Annotated in this window: 15 protein-coding genes; 10 read left to right on the forward strand and 5 right to left on the reverse strand. The window is 61.0% G+C overall.

All coding sequences use genetic code 11. The annotated features are described in order from the left end of the window. Positions 1–58 precede the first annotated feature (58 nt). Positions 59–2,407 carry a polysaccharide biosynthesis tyrosine autokinase gene (locus tag AC5I5B_RS25230; RefSeq protein WP_111834838.1) on the forward strand — a complete coding sequence of 783 codons (2,349 nt, stop codon included), beginning with the start codon at positions 59–61 and terminating at the stop codon, positions 2,405–2,407. Between the two features lie 129 nt (positions 2,408–2,536). Continuing rightward, positions 2,537–3,481 (forward strand): 2-hydroxyacid dehydrogenase, encoded by a 945-nt coding sequence (locus AC5I5B_RS25235; protein ID WP_003508503.1) that lies wholly within the window; start codon positions 2,537–2,539, stop codon positions 3,479–3,481. Between the two features lie 24 nt (positions 3,482–3,505). Here AC5I5B_RS25235 and AC5I5B_RS25240 read toward each other — a convergent pair whose 3' ends face one another. Beyond that, positions 3,506–6,481, reverse strand: coding sequence for a PAS domain-containing protein (locus AC5I5B_RS25240; protein ID WP_060723804.1), 2,976 nt, complete (start codon positions 6,479–6,481; stop codon positions 3,506–3,508). A gap of 366 nt (positions 6,482–6,847) precedes the next feature. Here AC5I5B_RS25240 and AC5I5B_RS25245 point away from each other — a divergent pair, with 366 nt between their 5' ends. The 3 genes from AC5I5B_RS25245 to AC5I5B_RS25255 all read left to right on the forward strand — a co-directional run bounded on the left by AC5I5B_RS25245 (position 6,848) and on the right by AC5I5B_RS25255 (position 10,006). Continuing rightward, the gene (locus AC5I5B_RS25245) at positions 6,848–7,846 is read left to right on the forward strand and encodes an ABC transporter substrate-binding protein (protein ID WP_003508499.1); all 999 of its coding nucleotides are present in this window, start codon (positions 6,848–6,850) and stop codon (positions 7,844–7,846) included. 218 nt (positions 7,847–8,064) lie between these two features. Next, on the forward strand, positions 8,065–8,952 hold the full coding sequence (locus tag AC5I5B_RS25250; RefSeq protein ID WP_060723802.1) for an ABC transporter permease: 888 nt from the start codon (positions 8,065–8,067) through the stop codon (positions 8,950–8,952). After that, positions 8,945–10,006, forward strand: coding sequence for a quaternary amine ABC transporter ATP-binding protein (locus AC5I5B_RS25255; protein WP_003508494.1), 1,062 nt, complete (start codon positions 8,945–8,947; stop codon positions 10,004–10,006). Before AC5I5B_RS25250 ends, AC5I5B_RS25255 begins: the two co-directional genes overlap by 8 nt. On the opposite strand, the gene AC5I5B_RS25260 is transcribed toward AC5I5B_RS25255, so the two are convergent. After that, positions 9,998–11,242 carry a TIGR03862 family flavoprotein gene (locus AC5I5B_RS25260; protein WP_111834837.1) on the reverse strand — a complete coding sequence of 415 codons (1,245 nt, stop codon included), beginning with the start codon at positions 11,240–11,242 and terminating at the stop codon, positions 9,998–10,000. The genes AC5I5B_RS25255 and AC5I5B_RS25260 overlap by 9 nt on opposite strands. Before the next feature lie 53 nt (positions 11,243–11,295). On the opposite strand from AC5I5B_RS25260, the gene AC5I5B_RS25265 reads away from it, so the two are divergent. The 3 genes from AC5I5B_RS25265 to AC5I5B_RS25275 are packed head-to-tail and all read left to right on the forward strand — an operon-like array spanning position 11,296 to position 13,226. Further along, entirely contained in the window at positions 11,296–11,883 is a 588-nt protein-coding gene (locus tag AC5I5B_RS25265; protein ID WP_111834836.1) for an IMPACT family protein, read from the forward strand. A gap of 39 nt (positions 11,884–11,922) precedes the next feature. Further along, a complete protein-coding gene (locus AC5I5B_RS25270; protein WP_111834835.1) occupies positions 11,923–12,591 on the forward strand; it encodes a pseudouridine synthase in 669 nt (222 codons plus the stop codon). Between the two features lie 8 nt (positions 12,592–12,599). Further along, entirely contained in the window at positions 12,600–13,226 is a 627-nt protein-coding gene (locus tag AC5I5B_RS25275; RefSeq protein WP_111834834.1) for a class I SAM-dependent methyltransferase, read from the forward strand. On the opposite strand, the gene AC5I5B_RS25280 is transcribed toward AC5I5B_RS25275, so the two are convergent. Then, positions 13,227–13,412 (reverse strand): hypothetical protein, encoded by a 186-nt coding sequence (locus AC5I5B_RS25280; protein ID WP_003508485.1) that lies wholly within the window; start codon positions 13,410–13,412, stop codon positions 13,227–13,229. A 183-nt stretch (positions 13,413–13,595) separates the two neighbouring features. Between AC5I5B_RS25280 and AC5I5B_RS25285 the strand changes: the two genes are divergently transcribed. Both AC5I5B_RS25285 and AC5I5B_RS25290 read left to right on the forward strand, forming a co-directional pair. Continuing rightward, positions 13,596–14,825: a PQQ-dependent sugar dehydrogenase gene (locus AC5I5B_RS25285; RefSeq protein WP_111834833.1), complete on the forward strand. Its 1,230-nt coding sequence runs from the start codon at positions 13,596–13,598 to the stop codon at positions 14,823–14,825. An 86-nt stretch (positions 14,826–14,911) separates the two neighbouring features. Further along, a complete protein-coding gene (locus AC5I5B_RS25290) occupies positions 14,912–15,928 on the forward strand; it encodes a DNA topoisomerase IB (RefSeq protein WP_003508482.1) in 1,017 nt (338 codons plus the stop codon). A 4-nt stretch (positions 15,929–15,932) separates the two neighbouring features. Here AC5I5B_RS25290 and AC5I5B_RS25295 read toward each other — a convergent pair whose 3' ends face one another. Both AC5I5B_RS25295 and AC5I5B_RS25300 read right to left on the reverse strand, forming a co-directional pair. Beyond that, positions 15,933–16,655 carry a response regulator transcription factor gene (locus tag AC5I5B_RS25295; protein ID WP_087746354.1) on the reverse strand — a complete coding sequence of 241 codons (723 nt, stop codon included), beginning with the start codon at positions 16,653–16,655 and terminating at the stop codon, positions 15,933–15,935. A gap of 1 nt (position 16,656) precedes the next feature. After that, positions 16,657–17,892 (reverse strand): GAF domain-containing sensor histidine kinase, encoded by a 1,236-nt coding sequence (locus AC5I5B_RS25300; protein ID WP_111834844.1) that lies wholly within the window; start codon positions 17,890–17,892, stop codon positions 16,657–16,659. Positions 17,893–18,024 lie beyond the last annotated feature (132 nt).

The raw sequence follows: 18,024 nt of genomic DNA on the forward strand, positions 1-18,024 counted from the left end.
CGGGAAGGCGAGTTTATTCGGCTTCCCGCGTACCATTTTTAATTCACAAGGTAGGTCCATGCACCACAAGACCTTTAAATCCAATATCGGTTTTCCGGAGTCCGGCAAGGATTCCGACACGTTCATCGACCTCGACCGCCTGTGGGCCGCCGTGGTGCGTCGTGCCAATGTCATTGCCGCCTCCGTCATTGCAGCCGTGGTTCTGGCCGGCCTTTATCTGGTGCTTGCGACCCCCGTTTACACCGCGATGACGCAGGTGCTGCTGGATGAAAGCCTTTCCCGTTATGCGGAAGAGGAATCGCCGGTGCCCGCCGCCCAGATCGTCGACAACCGCATCGCCAGCGCCGTGGAAATTTTGAAATCCAAGGAAATGGCGCTGACAGTGGTCGACAAGGCCAAGTTCGACGAGAATGACATCATCGTCAATCCGCCGATGTCGCCGGTCGAACTCGTCAAAACCTCCGTGCGTGGTATCCTTGATCTCGTCCTGCCGGGCGATCCGCCCGTCTCCGAAGCCGCAATCCGCGCCGGACGCCGCGAAAAGGCCGCCGCCGTGCTGCAGCAGTCCTTGACGGTGGAACGTGTCGGCCGCAGCTCCGTCATCGCCATCTCCACCCGCTCGACCGACCGTCAGCTGGCTGCGCAGATCGCCAAGACCTATGCACAGGCCTACCTCACCGAACAGCTGAACGCCAATTTCGACGCCAGCGAGCGCGCTTCTGTATGGTTGCAGGAACGCATGACCGACCTCAACCAGCGCGCCCAGGCCGCCGAGCTTGCAGTTCAGAAATACAGGTCTGACAACAATATCGTATCCTCACGCGGTGAGCTTATGTCGGAAAGCCAGCTTGCCGATCTTAATGGCCAACTGATTTCCGCACAGGCGGATGCAGCTACTGCCTCTGCCCGCTACAGCCAGTACAAGTCGATTATCGACCGCGGGCCGGAGACAGCTGTCGACAATGCCGTCGTGTCGGCCCGTGATACCGACAACTCGGTCATTCAGGATTTGCGCAAGCGCTACATCACCATTTCCGACAGGCAGCGCGGCATCGTCCAGCAATTCGGCGCCGACCATCCGCAGGCGGCCGCGCTCGAAGCCGAGAAAAAAGAGATTTCGCAGCAAATCTTCCAGGAATTGCAGCAGCTGACCGGCAGCTTCAAGAACGAGGTCGACGTTGCCAATTCGCGCGTGCAGTCGTTGCGTGACAGTATCGACAAGGTAGCTGGTCGCAATTCTCAAGCCAACATCACCATGGTGCAGCTGCGTGAACTCGAACAGCGGTCCACGGCGCTGCGCACCCTCTATCAGTCCTATCTCGGCCGCTTCGAGGAAGCCTCGCAAAAGCAGTCGCTGCCGATCGCCAAGGCACGCATCATCTCCGAAGCGGGCCTGCCGACATCGCCTTCCAGTCCGAAAAAGACCATGACCATGGCGCTTTCGGTCGTTCTCGGCCTGATGCTGGGCGGGGGTATCGCGGCGCTTCTCGAGTTCCGGGACCGCTTCTTCCACACCGGCAATGACGTGCGTGACAATCTGCGCATGCGCTTTCTCGGCTACCTCCCCTTCATCGGGGAAAGGGGCGTGGAAAACGCCAAGGCCGGCACCAGCGCCGCCACCCCAGGCGGCGAACATGCCACGCTTGACGAAAGCGGGCAGGTCTCGTTCCAGAAAATGCTGCGCCTTGCCGTCGACAGCCCGCGCTCCAGTTTCGCGGAAACGTTGCGCAACGTGAAGCTGACCGCGGATGTCGTCATTCAGGAACGTCAATGCCGGGTCATCGGCGTCATTTCCTGCCTGCCGAACGAGGGCAAGTCGGTCGTGGCGCTCAATCTCGCCGGTCTGATCGCCTCCACCGGCAAGCGCACCCTCGTCGTCGATGCGGATATCCGCAATCCCGGCCTCAGCCGCATGCTGACGACGCGGCAATCCGCCGGTCTGGTGGAAGTTGTGCTCGATGAAATTCCGTGGACGCAGGCGGTAAAGGTCGATACGCGCACGAAAATGGGCATCCTGCCGGTTTCGACCAGCAACCAGTTCGCCCATTCGAGCGAGTTGTTGTCCTCCTCCGGCATGCGCAAATTCATCGACTCGGCGCGCGAGGCCTGCGATTACATCATCGTCGACCTGGCGCCTGTCGTCCCCGTCATCGATGCCAAGGCCTTTGCACCGCAGGTGGACGGTTTCGTCTTCGTCACCGAATGGGGCAAGACGCCGATCCAGATGGTGCAGAACCTGATGGCCAACGAGCCGCAGATCGCCAACAAGACGCTCGGTATCGTGCTGAACAAGACCGACATGACGGAACTGCAGCGTTATGCCGGCCCCGGCGGTTCGGAGCACTATCACGAGAAATTCTCGGCCTATTACGGCGATGCGAAGCCGCCGGTGAAGGAAGAGGCGTGATCGTGAAACGGCCCGGTGAAAACCGGGCCGTTTTATTCTGTGGAAGATTTGAACGATAAACCCATGGTATTGCCCCCCGAAATTGCGCATTGATGGCGTAAAGCTAAAATCGCAAGCAGGATCAGTCCCATGCCATCACCCATCGCCTTTGTTTCACGGATGAATGCGGAAACGGAAGCCGTCTGGAAACAGGCGCTACGCGCCGCCATGCCGCAGGAGGACATCCTCTCCTTCTCCGAATTGACGGACGAACAGCGACGGGCAGTGGACTTTGCCATCGTCGCCAATCCCGATCCCGCCGATATCGCCGCGCTTCCGGGCCTCACATGGATTCACAGCCTGTGGGCGGGCGTCGAGCGGCTGGTGCTGGAGCTGGGCGACAAGGCTCCCCCCATCGTCCGGCTGAAGGACCCGGAGCTTTCCCGCGTGATGGCCGAAGCCGTTCTGGCATGGACCTACTATCTGCAGCGCGACATGCCGGCCTATCGTGAAAACCAGCAAAAGGCCCTTTGGCAGGAGCTGGACTACCGCCATCCCGGCGAGATGACCATCGGTCTCCTTGGCCTTGGAGCGCTTGGCACCGCTGCAGCCGAACGCCTCACCCATGCGGGCTTCAACGTCGTCGGCTGGAGCCGCTCGGCCAAGGTGATCGAAGGCGTGGAAACGCTGACCGGCGATGCCGGGCTGCAAGCCCTGCTGGAAAAAAGCGACATTCTCGTCTGCCTCGTCCCGCTCACCGACGCGACGCGTGGCCTTCTCGATGCCGGCCGTCTCGCCGCAATGAAACAAGGGGCGGCGCTGATCAACTTCGCCCGCGGTGCGGTCATCGTCGCCGACGACCTGATCGCGGCGCTCGATTCCGGCCGCCTTTCGCATGCCGTTCTCGATGTCTTCGAACAGGAGCCGCTGCCCACGGCTTCGCCATTCTGGCAGCACCCGAAAGTCACGGTCCTGCCGCATATTTCCGCCCCGACAAGCCGCGAAAGTTCGGCGCGGATCGTCGCGGGCAATGTTCGCGCATGGCGCGAGACCGGCAGGCTGCCGGAAACGGTTGACATGATCAGAGGTTACTGAGCCGGCAACAAAGCGGCGGGCGTACTATTCCGCCACGGCGCTCTTTGCCGTATGGGCCTGCTCGACGGCCGAAACGATCTGCTGTTCGTCATAGGGCTTGGTGAGCAGCACCGCGCTTTCGGGCGCCCCTTCCGGCAAATGGCTGTCGCCCGTCGCAAACACGATGGCAAGCCCCGGCTTGCGGCGCAGAGCCTCCACCGCCAGCTCGCCGCCCTTCATGTCGGGCAGACCGAGATCGGTGACGAGAACATCTATGCGGTCTGCCTCGATCACCTTCAGCGCCTGAGCCGCATTTCCGGCCTCGACGACGGCAAAGCCGCTCTCCGCCAGCATCTCCGTCGAATTCATCCGGATCAGCTCGTCATCTTCGACCAGAAGGACGCGTATGGACCGGTTTTCGTTTTCGACCGTCCTCACCGGTTCGGAAGGCTTGGAATAACCCGGCGCAACTGCCGGCCGCGCTCTCGCCAAAGAAACCTGCTTGCGGTTGGCAATCACATGGCGGATGCGCCGTGCCAGCGCTTCGCGCGTATAGGGCTTGGAGAGAAGCTCCACCCCGGCATCCAGCTTGCCGCCATGCACGATGGAGTTTTCGGTGTAACCCGAGGTGAAGAGAACGGCGAGGTTGGGCAGCCTTTCCTGCGCGCGGCGCGCCATTTCCCGGCTTTTCAAAGGCCCGGGCATTACCACGTCGGTGAAGATGACATCGATCGGAATGCCGCTTTCCACCACCGTCAAACCGGCCTGCGCATCACGGGCGGTGAGCACCCGGTAACCGAGATCGCTCAGCGTCTCGACGACGGTGTTGCGCACTTCCTCGTCATCTTCCACCACAAGAATGGTTTCCGTTCCGCCCTCCACGGGGCCGGTCGGCATCACTACTTCCCGGTCCTCATCGGCGGCGGAGCGCGGCAGATACATCTTCACCGTCGTGCCCTGCCCCACCTCGCTATAGATGTTGACGTGGCCGCTGGACTGTTTTGCAAAACCATAGACCATCGAAAGGCCGAGACCGGTGCCTTTGCCCTCCGGTTTGGTCGAAAAGAACGGCTCGAAGACTTTTTCGAGGATCTCCGGCGACATGCCCGACCCGGTATCGGTGACGGCGAGCATGACATATTGCCCCGCCGAAACCTCCGAATGCTTGCGGGCATAATCGCGGTCGAGCACCGCATTGCCCACTTCAATGGTCAGCTTGCCGTGCCCTTCCATGGCGTCGCGCGCATTGATGGCGAGGTTGAGAAGCGCATTTTCCACCTGGTTGGGATCGGCATAGGTGTTCCAGAGACCGCCCGAGGTGATAACCTCCACCTCGATCGCCTCACCGAGCGAACGGCGAAGCAGATCGTCCATGCCGGTCACGAAACGGGAAATATTGATGACGCGCGGTTCCAGCGCCTGGCGACGGCCGAAGGCCAGCAGCTGGTTGGCCAGCTTTGCACCGCGATGGACACCGGCCAGCGCATTTTCCAGCCGCCTTTCGGCGCGCTCATTGCCGATCACATCCTTGGAGAGCAATTGCAGATTGCCGGCGATCACCTGCAGAAGATTGTTGAAATCATGCGCGACGCCGCCGGTCAGCTGGCCAATGGATTCCATCTTCTGCGCCTGTTGCAGGGCCTTTTCGGTCTGGCGGCGCTCCGCCATTTCCGCCTCGACACGGGCTTCAAGGCTTTCGTTCAATTGCCGAAGCTGCTCTTCCGCCCGGATGCGGTGGCGGATTTCGCGCTCGAGATTGCTGGCATGTTCCTTGAGGGTGTCTTCGGCCCGCCGCTGCTCGGTTATGTCAGTGTGAACGCCGACCCATTCGGTAATGGCGCTGGACTTGTCGAAAATCGGCACGCCGCGGATCAAAAAAGTGCGGTAGACGCCGTCGTGACGGCGCACGCGGTGTTCCCAGACATAGGTCGACTTTTCCGCGACCGCGCTGTTCCAGCTTTCGACAGACCCCTGCCTGTCCTCCGGGTGGACGGCGTCCGCCCAGCCAAAGCCCTGATATTCTTCCGGAGTCTGGCCCGTCAGCGCCGCCCAGGCAGGCTGCTCGCCCAGCATCCTGCCATCGGCGCTGTTGGTCCACAGCACGCCGTGCACCGCATCCACCGCCGCACGGAAACGGTTGTTGCTGATGAGGATTTCCTGTTCCGAGCGCTTGCGGTCCTCGATATCGATGATCAGCACATAGATGCCATCGATGGAGCCATCCGTGATATAGCGCGGCACATAGCGGATTTCGGCGGCGCGCATGGTGCCGTCGGGCCTGCGGATCACGGTGTCGGAAACGATCTTCTCGCCGGCGAGCGCACGATCCAGATAGGCCCTGCGCGCCTCAAAAAACGCCTCGCCGACGATTTCGGGAACGCTGCGGCCGATCACCTCCTCGGCGCGGCGGCCGAACCATTCCAGATAGCCGTCATTGGCGAATTTATAAACGTAGTCACGATCGACATACCCGACCAGAATGGGCAGGGCATTGGTGAGCCGGCTTAGTTCCTTGCGGCTCTGCTCCAGCGCCTCCACGGCCTTCACCTTGTCGGTATTTTCGAGCACGGTACACAAAACGCCGTCCACCGTGCCGCCCTCATTGTAGATCGGCGTGTAGAACAGATCGAAGATCACCTCTTCCGGCAGGCCATGTCGCATCAGCGTCATCGGCTGGTCGCGATAGGCCATGACCTCACCGCGAAAACCGGCTTCCAGAATACGGCTGTTCCAGTCCCATATTTCCGGCCAGATGCCGGGCACCGTTCCGCCCAGCGCCCGCGGGTGATAATTGCCGGCGATCTCCGCATAGCCGTCATTGTAGATCATCACGTGATCCCTGCCCCACATCAGCACCTGCGGAATGGGGGAATTGACGACGGAATTAGCCTTTTGCCTCAGATTTTGCGGCCATTCGCAAATAGGACCGAGCGATGTCTTCGACCAGTCGAAGCGGCGCACAAGCTCACCCGTTTCACCACCACCGATCGGCCATACCGGGGCAGCACGAAGATTGGTCATTCAACATCACCACAAAAACCGAGAGGAAATCTCCCGTAATACAGAACAAGATAAAAGTCCAAGAAAACAGAAACTTCCGTTTATTGTTCCCCCGGGTTTCTTCAAATACTGAAAAAGTTCCGTTCTTCCGAAATATTGGGATGCGCGAGCGCAGGGGCGCGGCGAATTCGGTGTCTCCACACCACGGATTTCAGGCTCGCGTTCGCGGGACCGGATAATTGATTGATAATTGCCATCCTCAATACGCCAGAATCTGCCGCAAACGGAACGGCCAGAAAGCAATTATTAAGCCTCAATAAAGGCGCTGGCGGTCGCGGTGCCGTCAGCACCCGGGTCTTCGCCACACCGCGACCAGAGGGAACAAAAATGAAAATACTTTTGGGTGCCACAATTCTTTCCGCCGGCTTCGCCTTTTCAGGCGGCGCAGCCTATGCTGCCGACTGCGGAAACGTGACAATCGCCAGCATGAACTGGCAATCCGCCGAAGTTGCCGCCAACCTGGACAAGTTCATTCTTGAAAAGGGCTATGGATGCTCCGCCGAAATCGTGACCGGCGACACCGTGCCGACACTGACCTCCATGGCCGAAAAAGGCCAGCCGGATATTGCCCCCGAGGCATGGGTCAGCCTGCAGCCGGAAATCGTCAAGCAGGGTCTGGAAGGCGGCAAAGTGGTCGCGGCCGCAAAAATCCTTTCCGATGGCGCTGTTCAGGGCTGGTGGATCCCGAAATACCTCGCAGAGGCCAATCCCGATCTCAAGACCATTCCGGACCTCTTCAAACATCCCGAACTCTTCCCGTCGCCGGAAGACAAGTCGAAGGGCGCCGTGTTCAACGGCCCGCAGGGCTGGGGCGGCACTGTCGTCACCGCGCAGCTGTTCAAGGCTTTCGGCGGTGAAAAGGCCGGCTTCACCCTCGTTGACACCGGCTCCGCCGCAGGTCTCGACGGTTCCATCGCCAAGGCTTACGAAGCCAAGCAGCCATGGGTCGGCTATTATTGGGCGCCCACCTCGCTGCTCGGCAAATACGAGATGGTAAAGCTCGAATTCGGCACGGACTATGATGCGGCAGAATGGAAGCGCTGCACCTCGGTTGCCGATTGTCCGGACCCGAAGCCGAACGCATGGCAGGTGGACGACGTGCAGACGCTGGTCAGCAAGTCCTTTGCCGATCGTGCCGGCCCCGCTATGGACTATCTCAACAAACGCGCCTGGACCAACGCGACCGTCAACAAGCTGATCGCCTGGATGACGGATAACCAGGCGACCGGCGAAGATGGCGCCAAGCAGTTCCTGAAGGAAAACGAAGCTCTCTGGACGGGCTGGGTTTCTCCCGAGGTCGCGGAAAAGGTCAAGGCCGCCCTTTAAAAGCCGGTCCTTACATATCTGCCCGGCAACCGGCGTTCGCCAGCGGCGACGCCGCGCCCGCACCGGCTCCGAAATGCCCAAGGCTTTCGGTGGCGATGCGCCGGTTCAACAGAGCGTTCCGCCTTGCGTCCTGAAGGATGCGCGGCGCTCTGGCGATTTTGCTCCCGGAGCGCGGAGGACATCGATCCCCGCCTCCGGTTCGTCATGGAGAACAGGATATGGAATGGCTTTTCAAATTTCCGACCATGAATGACGATGCTCTGCGCGCGCTGAAAAAAGTCATCGACGAGGGGTTCCGGGCTTTTACCCGAACCTATGGCGGCGCAATCGAGGGGCTGTTTACCCCCCTTCAGAGCTTCCTCATCTGGGCGGAAAGGCTTTTGATCGGCGCACCCTGGCCGGTCGTTATTCTTATTGTCGCCGCGCTCGCCTGGTTCGGCAGCCGCAGCGCCACCATTGTTTCGCTGTGTTGCGGCATTCTCTTCGCCATCGGCTGGTTCGGCATGTGGGAAGACACGATGAAGACGGTCTCGATGATCTTCGTCTGTGCGGTGCTGTCCATCGTCGTCGGCCTGCCTATCGGCATCGCCATGGCGCGCTCCAACCGCCTGCAGAGCGTGGTCAATCCCGTTCTCGACGTGATGCAGACGATGCCGAGTTTCGTCTATCTCATTCCCGTCGTCATGCTGCTCGGCATCGGCCGCGTGCCTGGCGTCATCGCCGTCGTCATCTATGCCATTCCGCCGATGATCCGGCTCACCAATCTCGGCATCCGCATGGTCGACCACGACGTGCTGGAGGCTGCCGATGCCTTCGGCTCCTCGAAGCGCCAGAAGCTTTTCAAGGTGCAGCTGCCGCTCGCACTCCCCACCATCATGGCCGGCATCAACCAGACCATCATGATGGCGCTCGCCATGGTCGTCATTGCCTCGATGATCGGCGTGCAGGGTCTTGGCCAGCCGGTGCTGAAGGCCATCGCCAACCAGTATTTCACGCTCGGCGTATTCAACGGGCTTGCCATCGTCGGCATCGCCATCATCTTCGACCGCATCAGCCAGGCCTATGGCCTTCGCCTGCAAAAACACCGGGAAGTGGCGCATGGCTAGTCAATCGATCGAAATTCGCAGCCTCTACAAGATTTTCGGCCCCAAGGCGGCCGACTATGTCGACCCCGTCAAGGCCGGCATGTCCAAGGCGGATCTCAATGCCAAACATGGCCACGTGCTCGGCCTGCGTGATATCAACATCACCATGCCGGGCGGGCAGATCACCGTTATCATGGGCCTTTCCGGCTCCGGCAAATCGACGCTGATCCGCCACGTCAACCGGCTGATCGACCCGACCGCCGGCGAAATCCTCTATGGCGGCACCGATGTCTGTCGCCTCAACGAAGCGGACCTGCTGGAATTTCGCCGCCACAAGACGGCAATGGTGTTCCAGAAATTCGGCCTCTTGCCGCACCGCAACGTGCTGCAGAATGTCGTCTATGGCCTTGAAGTGCAGGGCGTCGACAAGCGCGAGCGGGAGGAAAGGGCGGAAGTCTGGATCAGGCGCGTGGGGCTGGAAGGCTTCTCCAACCATTATCCCAACCAGCTTTCCGGCGGCATGCAGCAGCGTGTGGGTCTGGCGCGGGCGCTCACCAATAATGCCGAAATCCTTTTGATGGACGAAGCCTATTCTGCGCTCGATCCGCTCATCCGCGTCGACATGCAGACAGTGCTTCTGGAACTGCAGAAGGAATTGAAAAAGACCGTGGTCTTCATCACCCACGATCTCGACGAGGCGCTGCGGCTGGGCGACAAGATCGCCATTCTGCGCGATGGCGAAATCATCCAGCAGGGCACGGCAGCCGAAATCGTCATGTCGCCGGCCGACAGTTATATCGAGGCCTTCGTGGAGGAGGTCAATCGCGGCAGGGTCATTCGCCTCGGCGCCATCGTGCAGCCGGAGTTTTCCGGCCAGTCGCGGCTTCAGCTCGATGCGGATATGACGGTTGAAGAGGGCCTGCGCGCGCTCGTCCGGGAAAATGTCAGCAGCGCCACGGTCGTTGGAGAAAATGGCAAGGCGCTCGGCGCCGTCACCACCGACGCCATCATGCGCTGCCTCGTCAGGACCGCCTCGGGTGAGGAAGCGGGCGCGGCGGAACGGCTCTCAGGCTGAGCCTTCAAGCCACCCGGCCATGCCCTTCGCGGCGGCCTTGCCGGTGGCGAAACAGGCGGTGAGCAGATAACCGCCGGTCGGCGCTTCCCAATCCAGCATTTCCCCGGCAGCGAATATGCCGGGGAGCTTTTTCAGCATGTAACTTTCATCAACGCCGCTCCAGGCGATACCGCCGGCCGACGAAATCGCCTCGGCAATCGGTCTCGCCCGCAAAAGCGGTATCTCCGCATGTTTTATTCTCGCGGCGACAAACTCGTCCGGCATGGCGGCGATATCGGGAAATATTTCCCGCAGAAGCCCGACCTTCACAGCCGATAAGCCAGCCGCCTTGCGCATACGGTTTGCAAAACTCTCCTTCCGGCCGAGCTTCCCCAGATCCAGACTGAGGCGTTCCACCGTACGTGCCGGTGCAAGATCAATCGCGAGCGATACTTTGCCCACCTGTTCCAGCCGGTGGCGCAGGGCGGCGGAATGGGCATAGATCACGCTGCCCTCAATGCCATGCTTTGTTATCACGAATTCGCCCTGAAAGGCTCCTGCCGGCGAAATGGTGATCGCGGATTTCACCGCTTCACCCGCAAAACGCTCGCGGAAGACATCACTCCAGTCGACGTCGAAACCGCAATTGGCCGGGCGGAACGGGGAGAACTCGACGCTTCTGGCCGCAAGCGCCGGAACCCATGCGGCATCGGAGCCGAGACGCGGCCAGCTGGCGCCGCCCAGCGCCAGCAGCACGGCATCGGCGTTGATAGTGATCTCGCCCTCCGGGGTCGAAAAAACCAGGTGCTCTCCGGAAAAACCCGTCCAGCGATGCCGCGTTCTGATGGTTACGCCCTGCGCCTCCAGCCGGGCGAGCCATGCCCGCAGCAGCGGTGAGGCCTTCATGACCGTGGGAAACACCCGGCCCGAGGTGCCGACAAAGGTCTCCTGCCCCAGCCCCAGCGCCCACTCGCGCAACATATCGGGGGTGAAATCATCGAGGGCGGCACGCAGCCGCGGTTCCGCCTCGCCAAACCGCTGACGGAAACTGTCGTAGTCTTCGGCATGGGTGATGTTGAGGCCGGATTTTCCGGCCATCAGCAATTTGCGCGCCACGGTCGGCATCGCTTCGAACACCGTCACGGCATGGCCCGCGGCCGAAAGCACCTCGGCCGCCATCAGCCCCGCCGGCCCGCCGCCGATAACAGCAACCTGCCTCGCCTTGCTCAAAACCTTCTCCATCGCCATCTTCGCCATTCCGAGCCTTATACCGATTTCCGCATGCGAATATATGCGTTATTGAAACGCCCATGTTCACGCTCGACCGCCCCGTTTCCTTTTCGCAGGATATCAAGAAAAGCCGCTTCATCGCCTTTGCCGCGCCGGTGACGGGCGAAGAGGATGCGAAGAACTTCCTCGCGGCGCATTCCGATCCCGACGCGAACCATAATTGCTGGGCATGGCGAAGCGGCCAGACCTATCGTTTCAGCGATGACGGCGAACCCTCGGGAACGGCCGGGAAACCGATCCTTCAGGCCATCGACGGCCAGGCGCTGGATAATGTCGCGGTTCTCGTCATCCGCTGGTTCGGCGGCATTCTCCTCGGCAGCGGCGGGCTCATGCGCGCCTATGGCGGCACGGCGGCGGCCTGCCTGCGGTTAGGCGAGACGTCACCGGTCATCGCTTATGTCAGCGCCACGCTGAGCTGCCCCTTCTCCGATCTGGCGCTGGTGAAATCACGCCTGTCCGCCACGCAGAACCTGCGGATGGAAAGGGAAGATTTCACCGGCACCGGCGCGGATATGGTGCTCTCGGTTCCGGTCGAGGAAGCCGAACGGCTCACCCGGCTTCTGAGCGACCTGACCAGCGGGCGCGTCAATCTCCATATTCCCGACTAGCGGCCTGTCCGAATGTGCAATTCGTGCTAAGGAAGCGACATGTCATCCGAGCTTTCCAACCCTGTCTATAATCCGCCACTCGACCCCTGGCTCACCATCGTGCACCGCGACGAGGACCTGCTGGTGCTGGACAAGCCGAGCGGGCTTCTCTCGGTGCCGGGGCGCGATCCGGCGCTTTCCGACAGCCTGATGACGCGCGTGCAGAAACAGTTCCCGAAAGCACTGATGATCAACCGGCTGGACAAAGACACGTCAGGCATCGTGCTGATGTCCCTGAACCGCAGGGCGCATGCGGCGATTGCGTCGCAGTTTGAAAACCGCCAGACGCGCAAATCCTATGTCGCCATTGTCTGGGGAGAGGTTGCCGGAGAGGCGGGAGAAGTGGACCTGCCACTCGCCATCGATCCCGAAAACAAGCCCCGCCACCGGGTCGACCACGAAAACGGCAAGCCGGCACAAAGCCTTTGGCGGGTGCTGGAACGATTGCCGCTTCCGGCAACACGGCTGGCGCTGACACCCCTCACCGGCCGCACCCACCAATTGCGGGTGCATATGAAGGCGCTTGGCCACCCCATTCTCGGCGATGAATTTTATGCCGAGGGTAAGGCGCTCGCTGCCGCACCGCGCCTGATGCTGCATGCGCAAGAGATTGGCTTCCGTCATCCGGATGGGCGTGACGTCACCTATACCGTGCCCTGCCCGTTCTGAGGTCGCAGATGAAGGAACAAAACGAAAGCTTCGTGGTGGATTTTGTCGGCGGTGCGGTGGGCCACCGTTTCCGCTCCGGCGAAGGGCGCGGACAGGCTCTGCCCAAGGCCGCGGGTTTCACCAAAGGCCGAACGCCAAAAATCGTCGATGCCACGGCCGGGTTGGGGCGCGATGCCTTCCTGCTCGCATCCCTCGGGGCTGACGTCACCCTCATCGAACGCTCAGCGGAAATGCATGCCCATCTCGCCGATGGCATTCGCCGCGCCCTGGAAGCGGGCGGCGCCTACGCCGAGGCGGCAGCACGGATGACGCTGCTTAACGGCGATTCACGCTATCTGCTGAAAGAGCTTTCACCCGAGGTGGTGATTGTCGACCCCATGCATCCGCCACGCCACAACACGGCGCTGGTAAAAAAGGAAATGCGGGTGCTGAGAGAACTGGTTGGCGCCGACCCGGACCAGGTGGAGTTGATGGAGGCTGCACTGGAGAATGCGACAAAGCGGGTGGTCCTGAAATGGCCCCTGCGCGCCGAGCCGATGCCGGGCATTCGCAAGCCTTCGCATCAGATAATGGGCAAGAACACCCGTTATGATGTCTTCATGATCTTCGGAAAATCTCTCGACGAGGAAGAATAATCAGCGGAAGCTCGGCTTGCGCTGCGCATTCATCAAAAGCTCGTGCCGCGAGGCGAACTCGCCGAACAGCTTTCTGAGCCGGGTCTCCTCCGCCTTGTCCAGCCGGTAACGCCGGCAGAATTCCGCAACGTTCAGGATCGGTTTGGTTCTGTTGCCGTCTATGGTCTTGTTGTCGATGATCTGCATGGCGCCCTCCTCATAACAGAGGCCAAACGTCGCTCACGCCTTGCGGTTCCCTATGAATTCGCATGGATGAGAAAAGAGCGTGCAGCCTGCACACGGACCGATCAAGTTTTCTTGAAACTATCGCAGGAAACGAAATCCTCCCCAAATGGTTCTCTGCCTGATGTAACGATGGAAGGGAGACCCATGTTCCACAACAACCGATTTCTGAGTTCGACGATCCTGTGTGCGCTGCTCGCCCTGCCCTTTGCCGGCGCTGCACACGCCCAGACCGCCCCGGCTGCCGAAACGAAACGGCCGAATGCGCCGGATCAGAAGCCGGCTTTTGAGGGCCAGACACGCGCGCCGCAGGCCGCCTCCCAGCCGAATGTCGAAAAAACCATCGTCGCCGAGGGGCTGCCGCACCTGTGGTCCATGGAATTCCTGCCGGATGGCCGCATGCTTGTCGCCGCCAAGGAAGGGGCCATGCATATCGTCGCCGACGGCAAGGCAGGCCCGGCGATTGCCGGCGTACCGGAGGTGGCGTCCGACGGACAGGGCGGACTTCTCGACATCGCGCTCGCGCCCGATTTCGAAACATCGCGCACCATCTTCTTCTCCTTTTCCGAACCGCGCGATGGCGGCAACGGCACCTCCGTCGCGTCGGCCAAGCTGACCGAAGATGGCGGCGCGACGAAACTGGAAAATGTCTCGGTGATTTTCCGCCAGATGCCGACCTATGACGGCGACAAGCATTTCGGCTCGCGCCTCGTCTTCGGACCTGACAACGAGCTTTATGTCACCGTCGGCGAGCGTTCGGATTCAAAGCCGCGCGTGCAGGCGCAGGATCTGTCGAGCGGGCTTGGCAAGGTCTTCCGCATCGATGCTGAAGGCAAGGCCTTTGAAGGCAACCCCTTCGCCGGCCAGCAGAACGCCCTTCCCGAAATATGGAGCTATGGCCACCGCAACCTGCAGGCCTCGGCACTTGATGGTCAGGGCAGGCTCTGGACCGTGGAACACGGACCAAAGGGCGGCGATGAGCTGAACCTGCCAAAAGCGGGCCTGAATTACGGCTGGCCAGTCATCACCTATGGCGTCGAATATAGCGGCCGCTCGGTTGGCGAAGGCGCTACCGCCAAAGAAGGTATGGAGCAGCCGGTCTATTATTGGGACCCGGTCATCGGCCCCTCCGGCATGGCCTATTATGATGGCGACCTGATTCCCGAATGGAAGGGCGCCTTCATCGTCGGCGGTCTGGTGAGCCAGGGTCTCGTGATCCTGCACATCGACGGCGACAAGGTCGCGACCGAAAGCCGTCTGCCCCTCGAGGCGCGCATCCGCGACGTGAAGGTCGGGCCGGATGGTGCGGTTTATGCCGTGACTGAAGAGCGTGGTGGCGGTGAATCGCAGATTCTGCGGATCGCCAAGGCCGGCTGAGAAAACTACGACCGGAACGACAGGCCGCCGGAACGAAGGCGGCCTGTTTTTCGTTTGCCGCAGCGTGAAACCTGCCGGAAAAAACAATGCCACAACCGCCCACCCGCCTTCTTGCCAAAATCGGACTTGCCTATGTCAACGATCAGGAGCCGGGTATTTCCCGCGAAAAACGCGGGCGCGGTTTCTGTTACCGCCTGCCGGGCGGCGAGCTTCTCTCCGACAGCGTCGAACTGAAACGCATCAAATCGCTCGGTGTGCCGCCCGCCTATAAGGACGTCTGGATCTGCATCGACCCATCAGGGCATCTGCAGGCAACCGGCTTTGATGCACGCGGGCGAAAACAGTATCGCTATCACCCCGACTGGCACGCGCTCAGGGGCGAAACGAAGTTCTTCCAACTCAAAAGCTTCGGCAAGGCGCTGCCCGCCATCCGCCGCCGTGCCATCGCCGATATCGAAAAACAGGATCACGGGCAGGAGATGACGCTTGCCGCGCTCACGTTGCTGCTCGATGCCGCCTATCTGCGCGTCGGCAATCGCTCCTATCTCGAAACCAACGGCACCTATGGCGCAACGACATTGCTCAAGCGCCACGTTTCCTTCGGCGAAACAATTGAACTGCGCTTCGCCGCCAAGGGCGGGCAAAAGGTAAGACGGCAATTGCGCCACCCGCGCCTGCAGAAAATCCTCGAGGAGATCGCCGATCTGCCCGGCAAGGAACTCTTCGTCTGGCAGGATAGCGAAAACCGGGTGCATTCGGTCGATTCCAGCGATCTCAATGCCTACCTCTCGCGCATCGGCGGCACCGGCATTTCCGCCAAGACCTTCCGCACCTGGGGTGGAACGCTCGCGGCCTTCTGCAACGCAATGGAGCATGTGGCATCAGGTGAAAAACCGAGCATAAAAGGCATGTGCCAGGCGGCGGCAGTCGAGCTTTCCAATACGCCCGCCATCTGCCGCAAGAGCTATGTGCATCCCGCCGTTCTCGACATAGCGGCTGAGGAAAAAGCCCAGAAAAAACTCGGCCGCATCTTGAAGGTCGGGGCAAAGCCCGTCTCCGGCCTCAGGGCGGATGAAAGACGGCTGCTGGCCTTCCTGCCCTGAGGGGTCAGCGGCTCCCCGCCCATTCCGCCAGTTCGCGCTCGGCCCTTTCCAGCGCGCTGTAATTCAAAAGCTTGCGCAGAAAAGCGACGGTGACGGCGCGGGTTCGAAGATTATATCGCCCTTCCGCCTCGTCATCGCCGGCTGCCTGATGCACGTTCAGTTTCTCATACAGGTTTTGCAGGCGGTTCTGCACGCTGCGCAGTGACAGATTACGGCGGCGCGCAATCGCCTTGTCGGTGAGGCCAAGCGCGACATCGACAAGGATTTCATATTCGGAATCGGTAAAGCCATGCGCCTTGCCGAGGCTCTTTTCCTGCAACCCGCGCACTTCCCGGTCGATCACGCATTGCGCCTCGATGAAGATGCTGCGCAAGGCCAGTCGCAGGCGGTCATCGGAGGCCGATTTCAGCACGTAACCATAAGCAGCACCCTCAGGCACGATGCGGGAGACACCACGCACATAGGCCTCGTCGGAATAGTTGGACCAGAACAGGATGCGGGTATCCGGCCTTTCCTTCCAGATGGTGCGCGCCGCCTCGATGCCGTTGCGCTCGTTCATCTGCAAATCCATGACGATATGGGCGGCGCGATTTTCCCGCGCGAGCTTTTCGCCGGTTCTGCCGTTGGCCGCCTCCAGCACATTGTCGCATTCCGGCAGGGCGGCTCTCACCGCCTCGTTCAGATAGGCGCGGTGCAGCGCATCGTCCTCAACGATCAGCACGTCCATGTCATAAATCCTCCCGCCGGTCGAAAGCATCCGCCGGCAAGGTCACTGTGATGCGGGTTCCCGCCCCCTTGCCGTTGCCGCCAATATCGAACCTGGCTGAAATCAGCCGCGCCCGCGTCTTCATGTTGCCGATGCCGAGGCCGCCGGACGCCCCGCCTTCGCCGCCGCCGCTGCCGTCATCACTCACCGTCACCCGCAAGCCTCCATCGATGGCGACAAGCGTTACGGCAATGGTTTCCGGCTGGGCATGGCGAATGGCATTGTTCACTGCCTCCTGTACGATGCGGAACAGCGATATCGCCACCGTCTTGTCGAGCCTTTCCACCAGCCCTTCCGTCTCATCGCTCACCGACCAGTCGATTGCCGACCCGCTGTCGCGCACGGAGCGGTCTACATAGGTCTCGATGGCCTCGACAACGCCGAACAATTGCAGGATGGAGGGTTTCGCCTCCTCGATGATTTCACGCAGATCCTGCATGCAATGCTGCAGGCTGCGCACCACCGGCTCGAGCATTTCGCCCGAAACGTCCGGGGTATGGCTCATGCGTTCGATGCGCCGCGCCAGCCGGGTCAGGTCCGCCAGCGTCTGGTCATGCAGGTCCATGCCGATACGCTGCCGCTCGGCCTCCAGAGCCTCGGTCAATTGCAAGGCGCCCAGCCTCAAACCCTCCTCGCGGGCATTGGCGCGCGCCTCTTCAATGGCCGAGCGTTTGGCCTGCTCGGCGGCACGGATGGCGTAGAAATAGGGCGCCAGCAGATCCGCAACCGCGCGGGCATTCGTCACATCCTCCATCGTATAGGCGTTCGACTGGTGCGACGAGCAACTGAGCGCGCCAATGATGTCGCCATGCACCTTCATCGGCACATGCAGACGGCTATGCAGATTAAGTTCGATGATCGGGCTGGAAAACGCCCCTTCGAAGTGGAAGCGAGGATCGGAGCAGGCGTCACCGCTTAACAGGTGCTCGACCTCGCCTGACAGCAGCGAACGGATCGGGCTGCCGGTGAGAAGGGCGGGCGGCTGCCGGCTCCAGGCGCTGACGAGACCGCTCTCATAGGCGATATGATATTTGTCATCCAGCTGCTTGATACAGACATCCATATGGTCATGCGGGATGATATGGCTGATCTCTGTGGCGACCGCCTGGATGATGGCATTAAATTCCAGCTGCCCAGCAAGCAGCCGCGAAATGCCCATATAATGGTGAAAAAGAGCGCTTTTCGGCGTATCCAGCATGTGCGGACGCCCTCCCAAGCGTCTGCCTTCGACCTCTGCGGCGAAGTTTGAACCCATTGGGTGCCGCATCATTCATTCTGCGCCCGGCAGTGGCGTTTCGTCCTGCGGGTTCCCGCAAGCTTTTTGCGGAAA

Source organism: Agrobacterium sp., assembly GCF_059499945.1.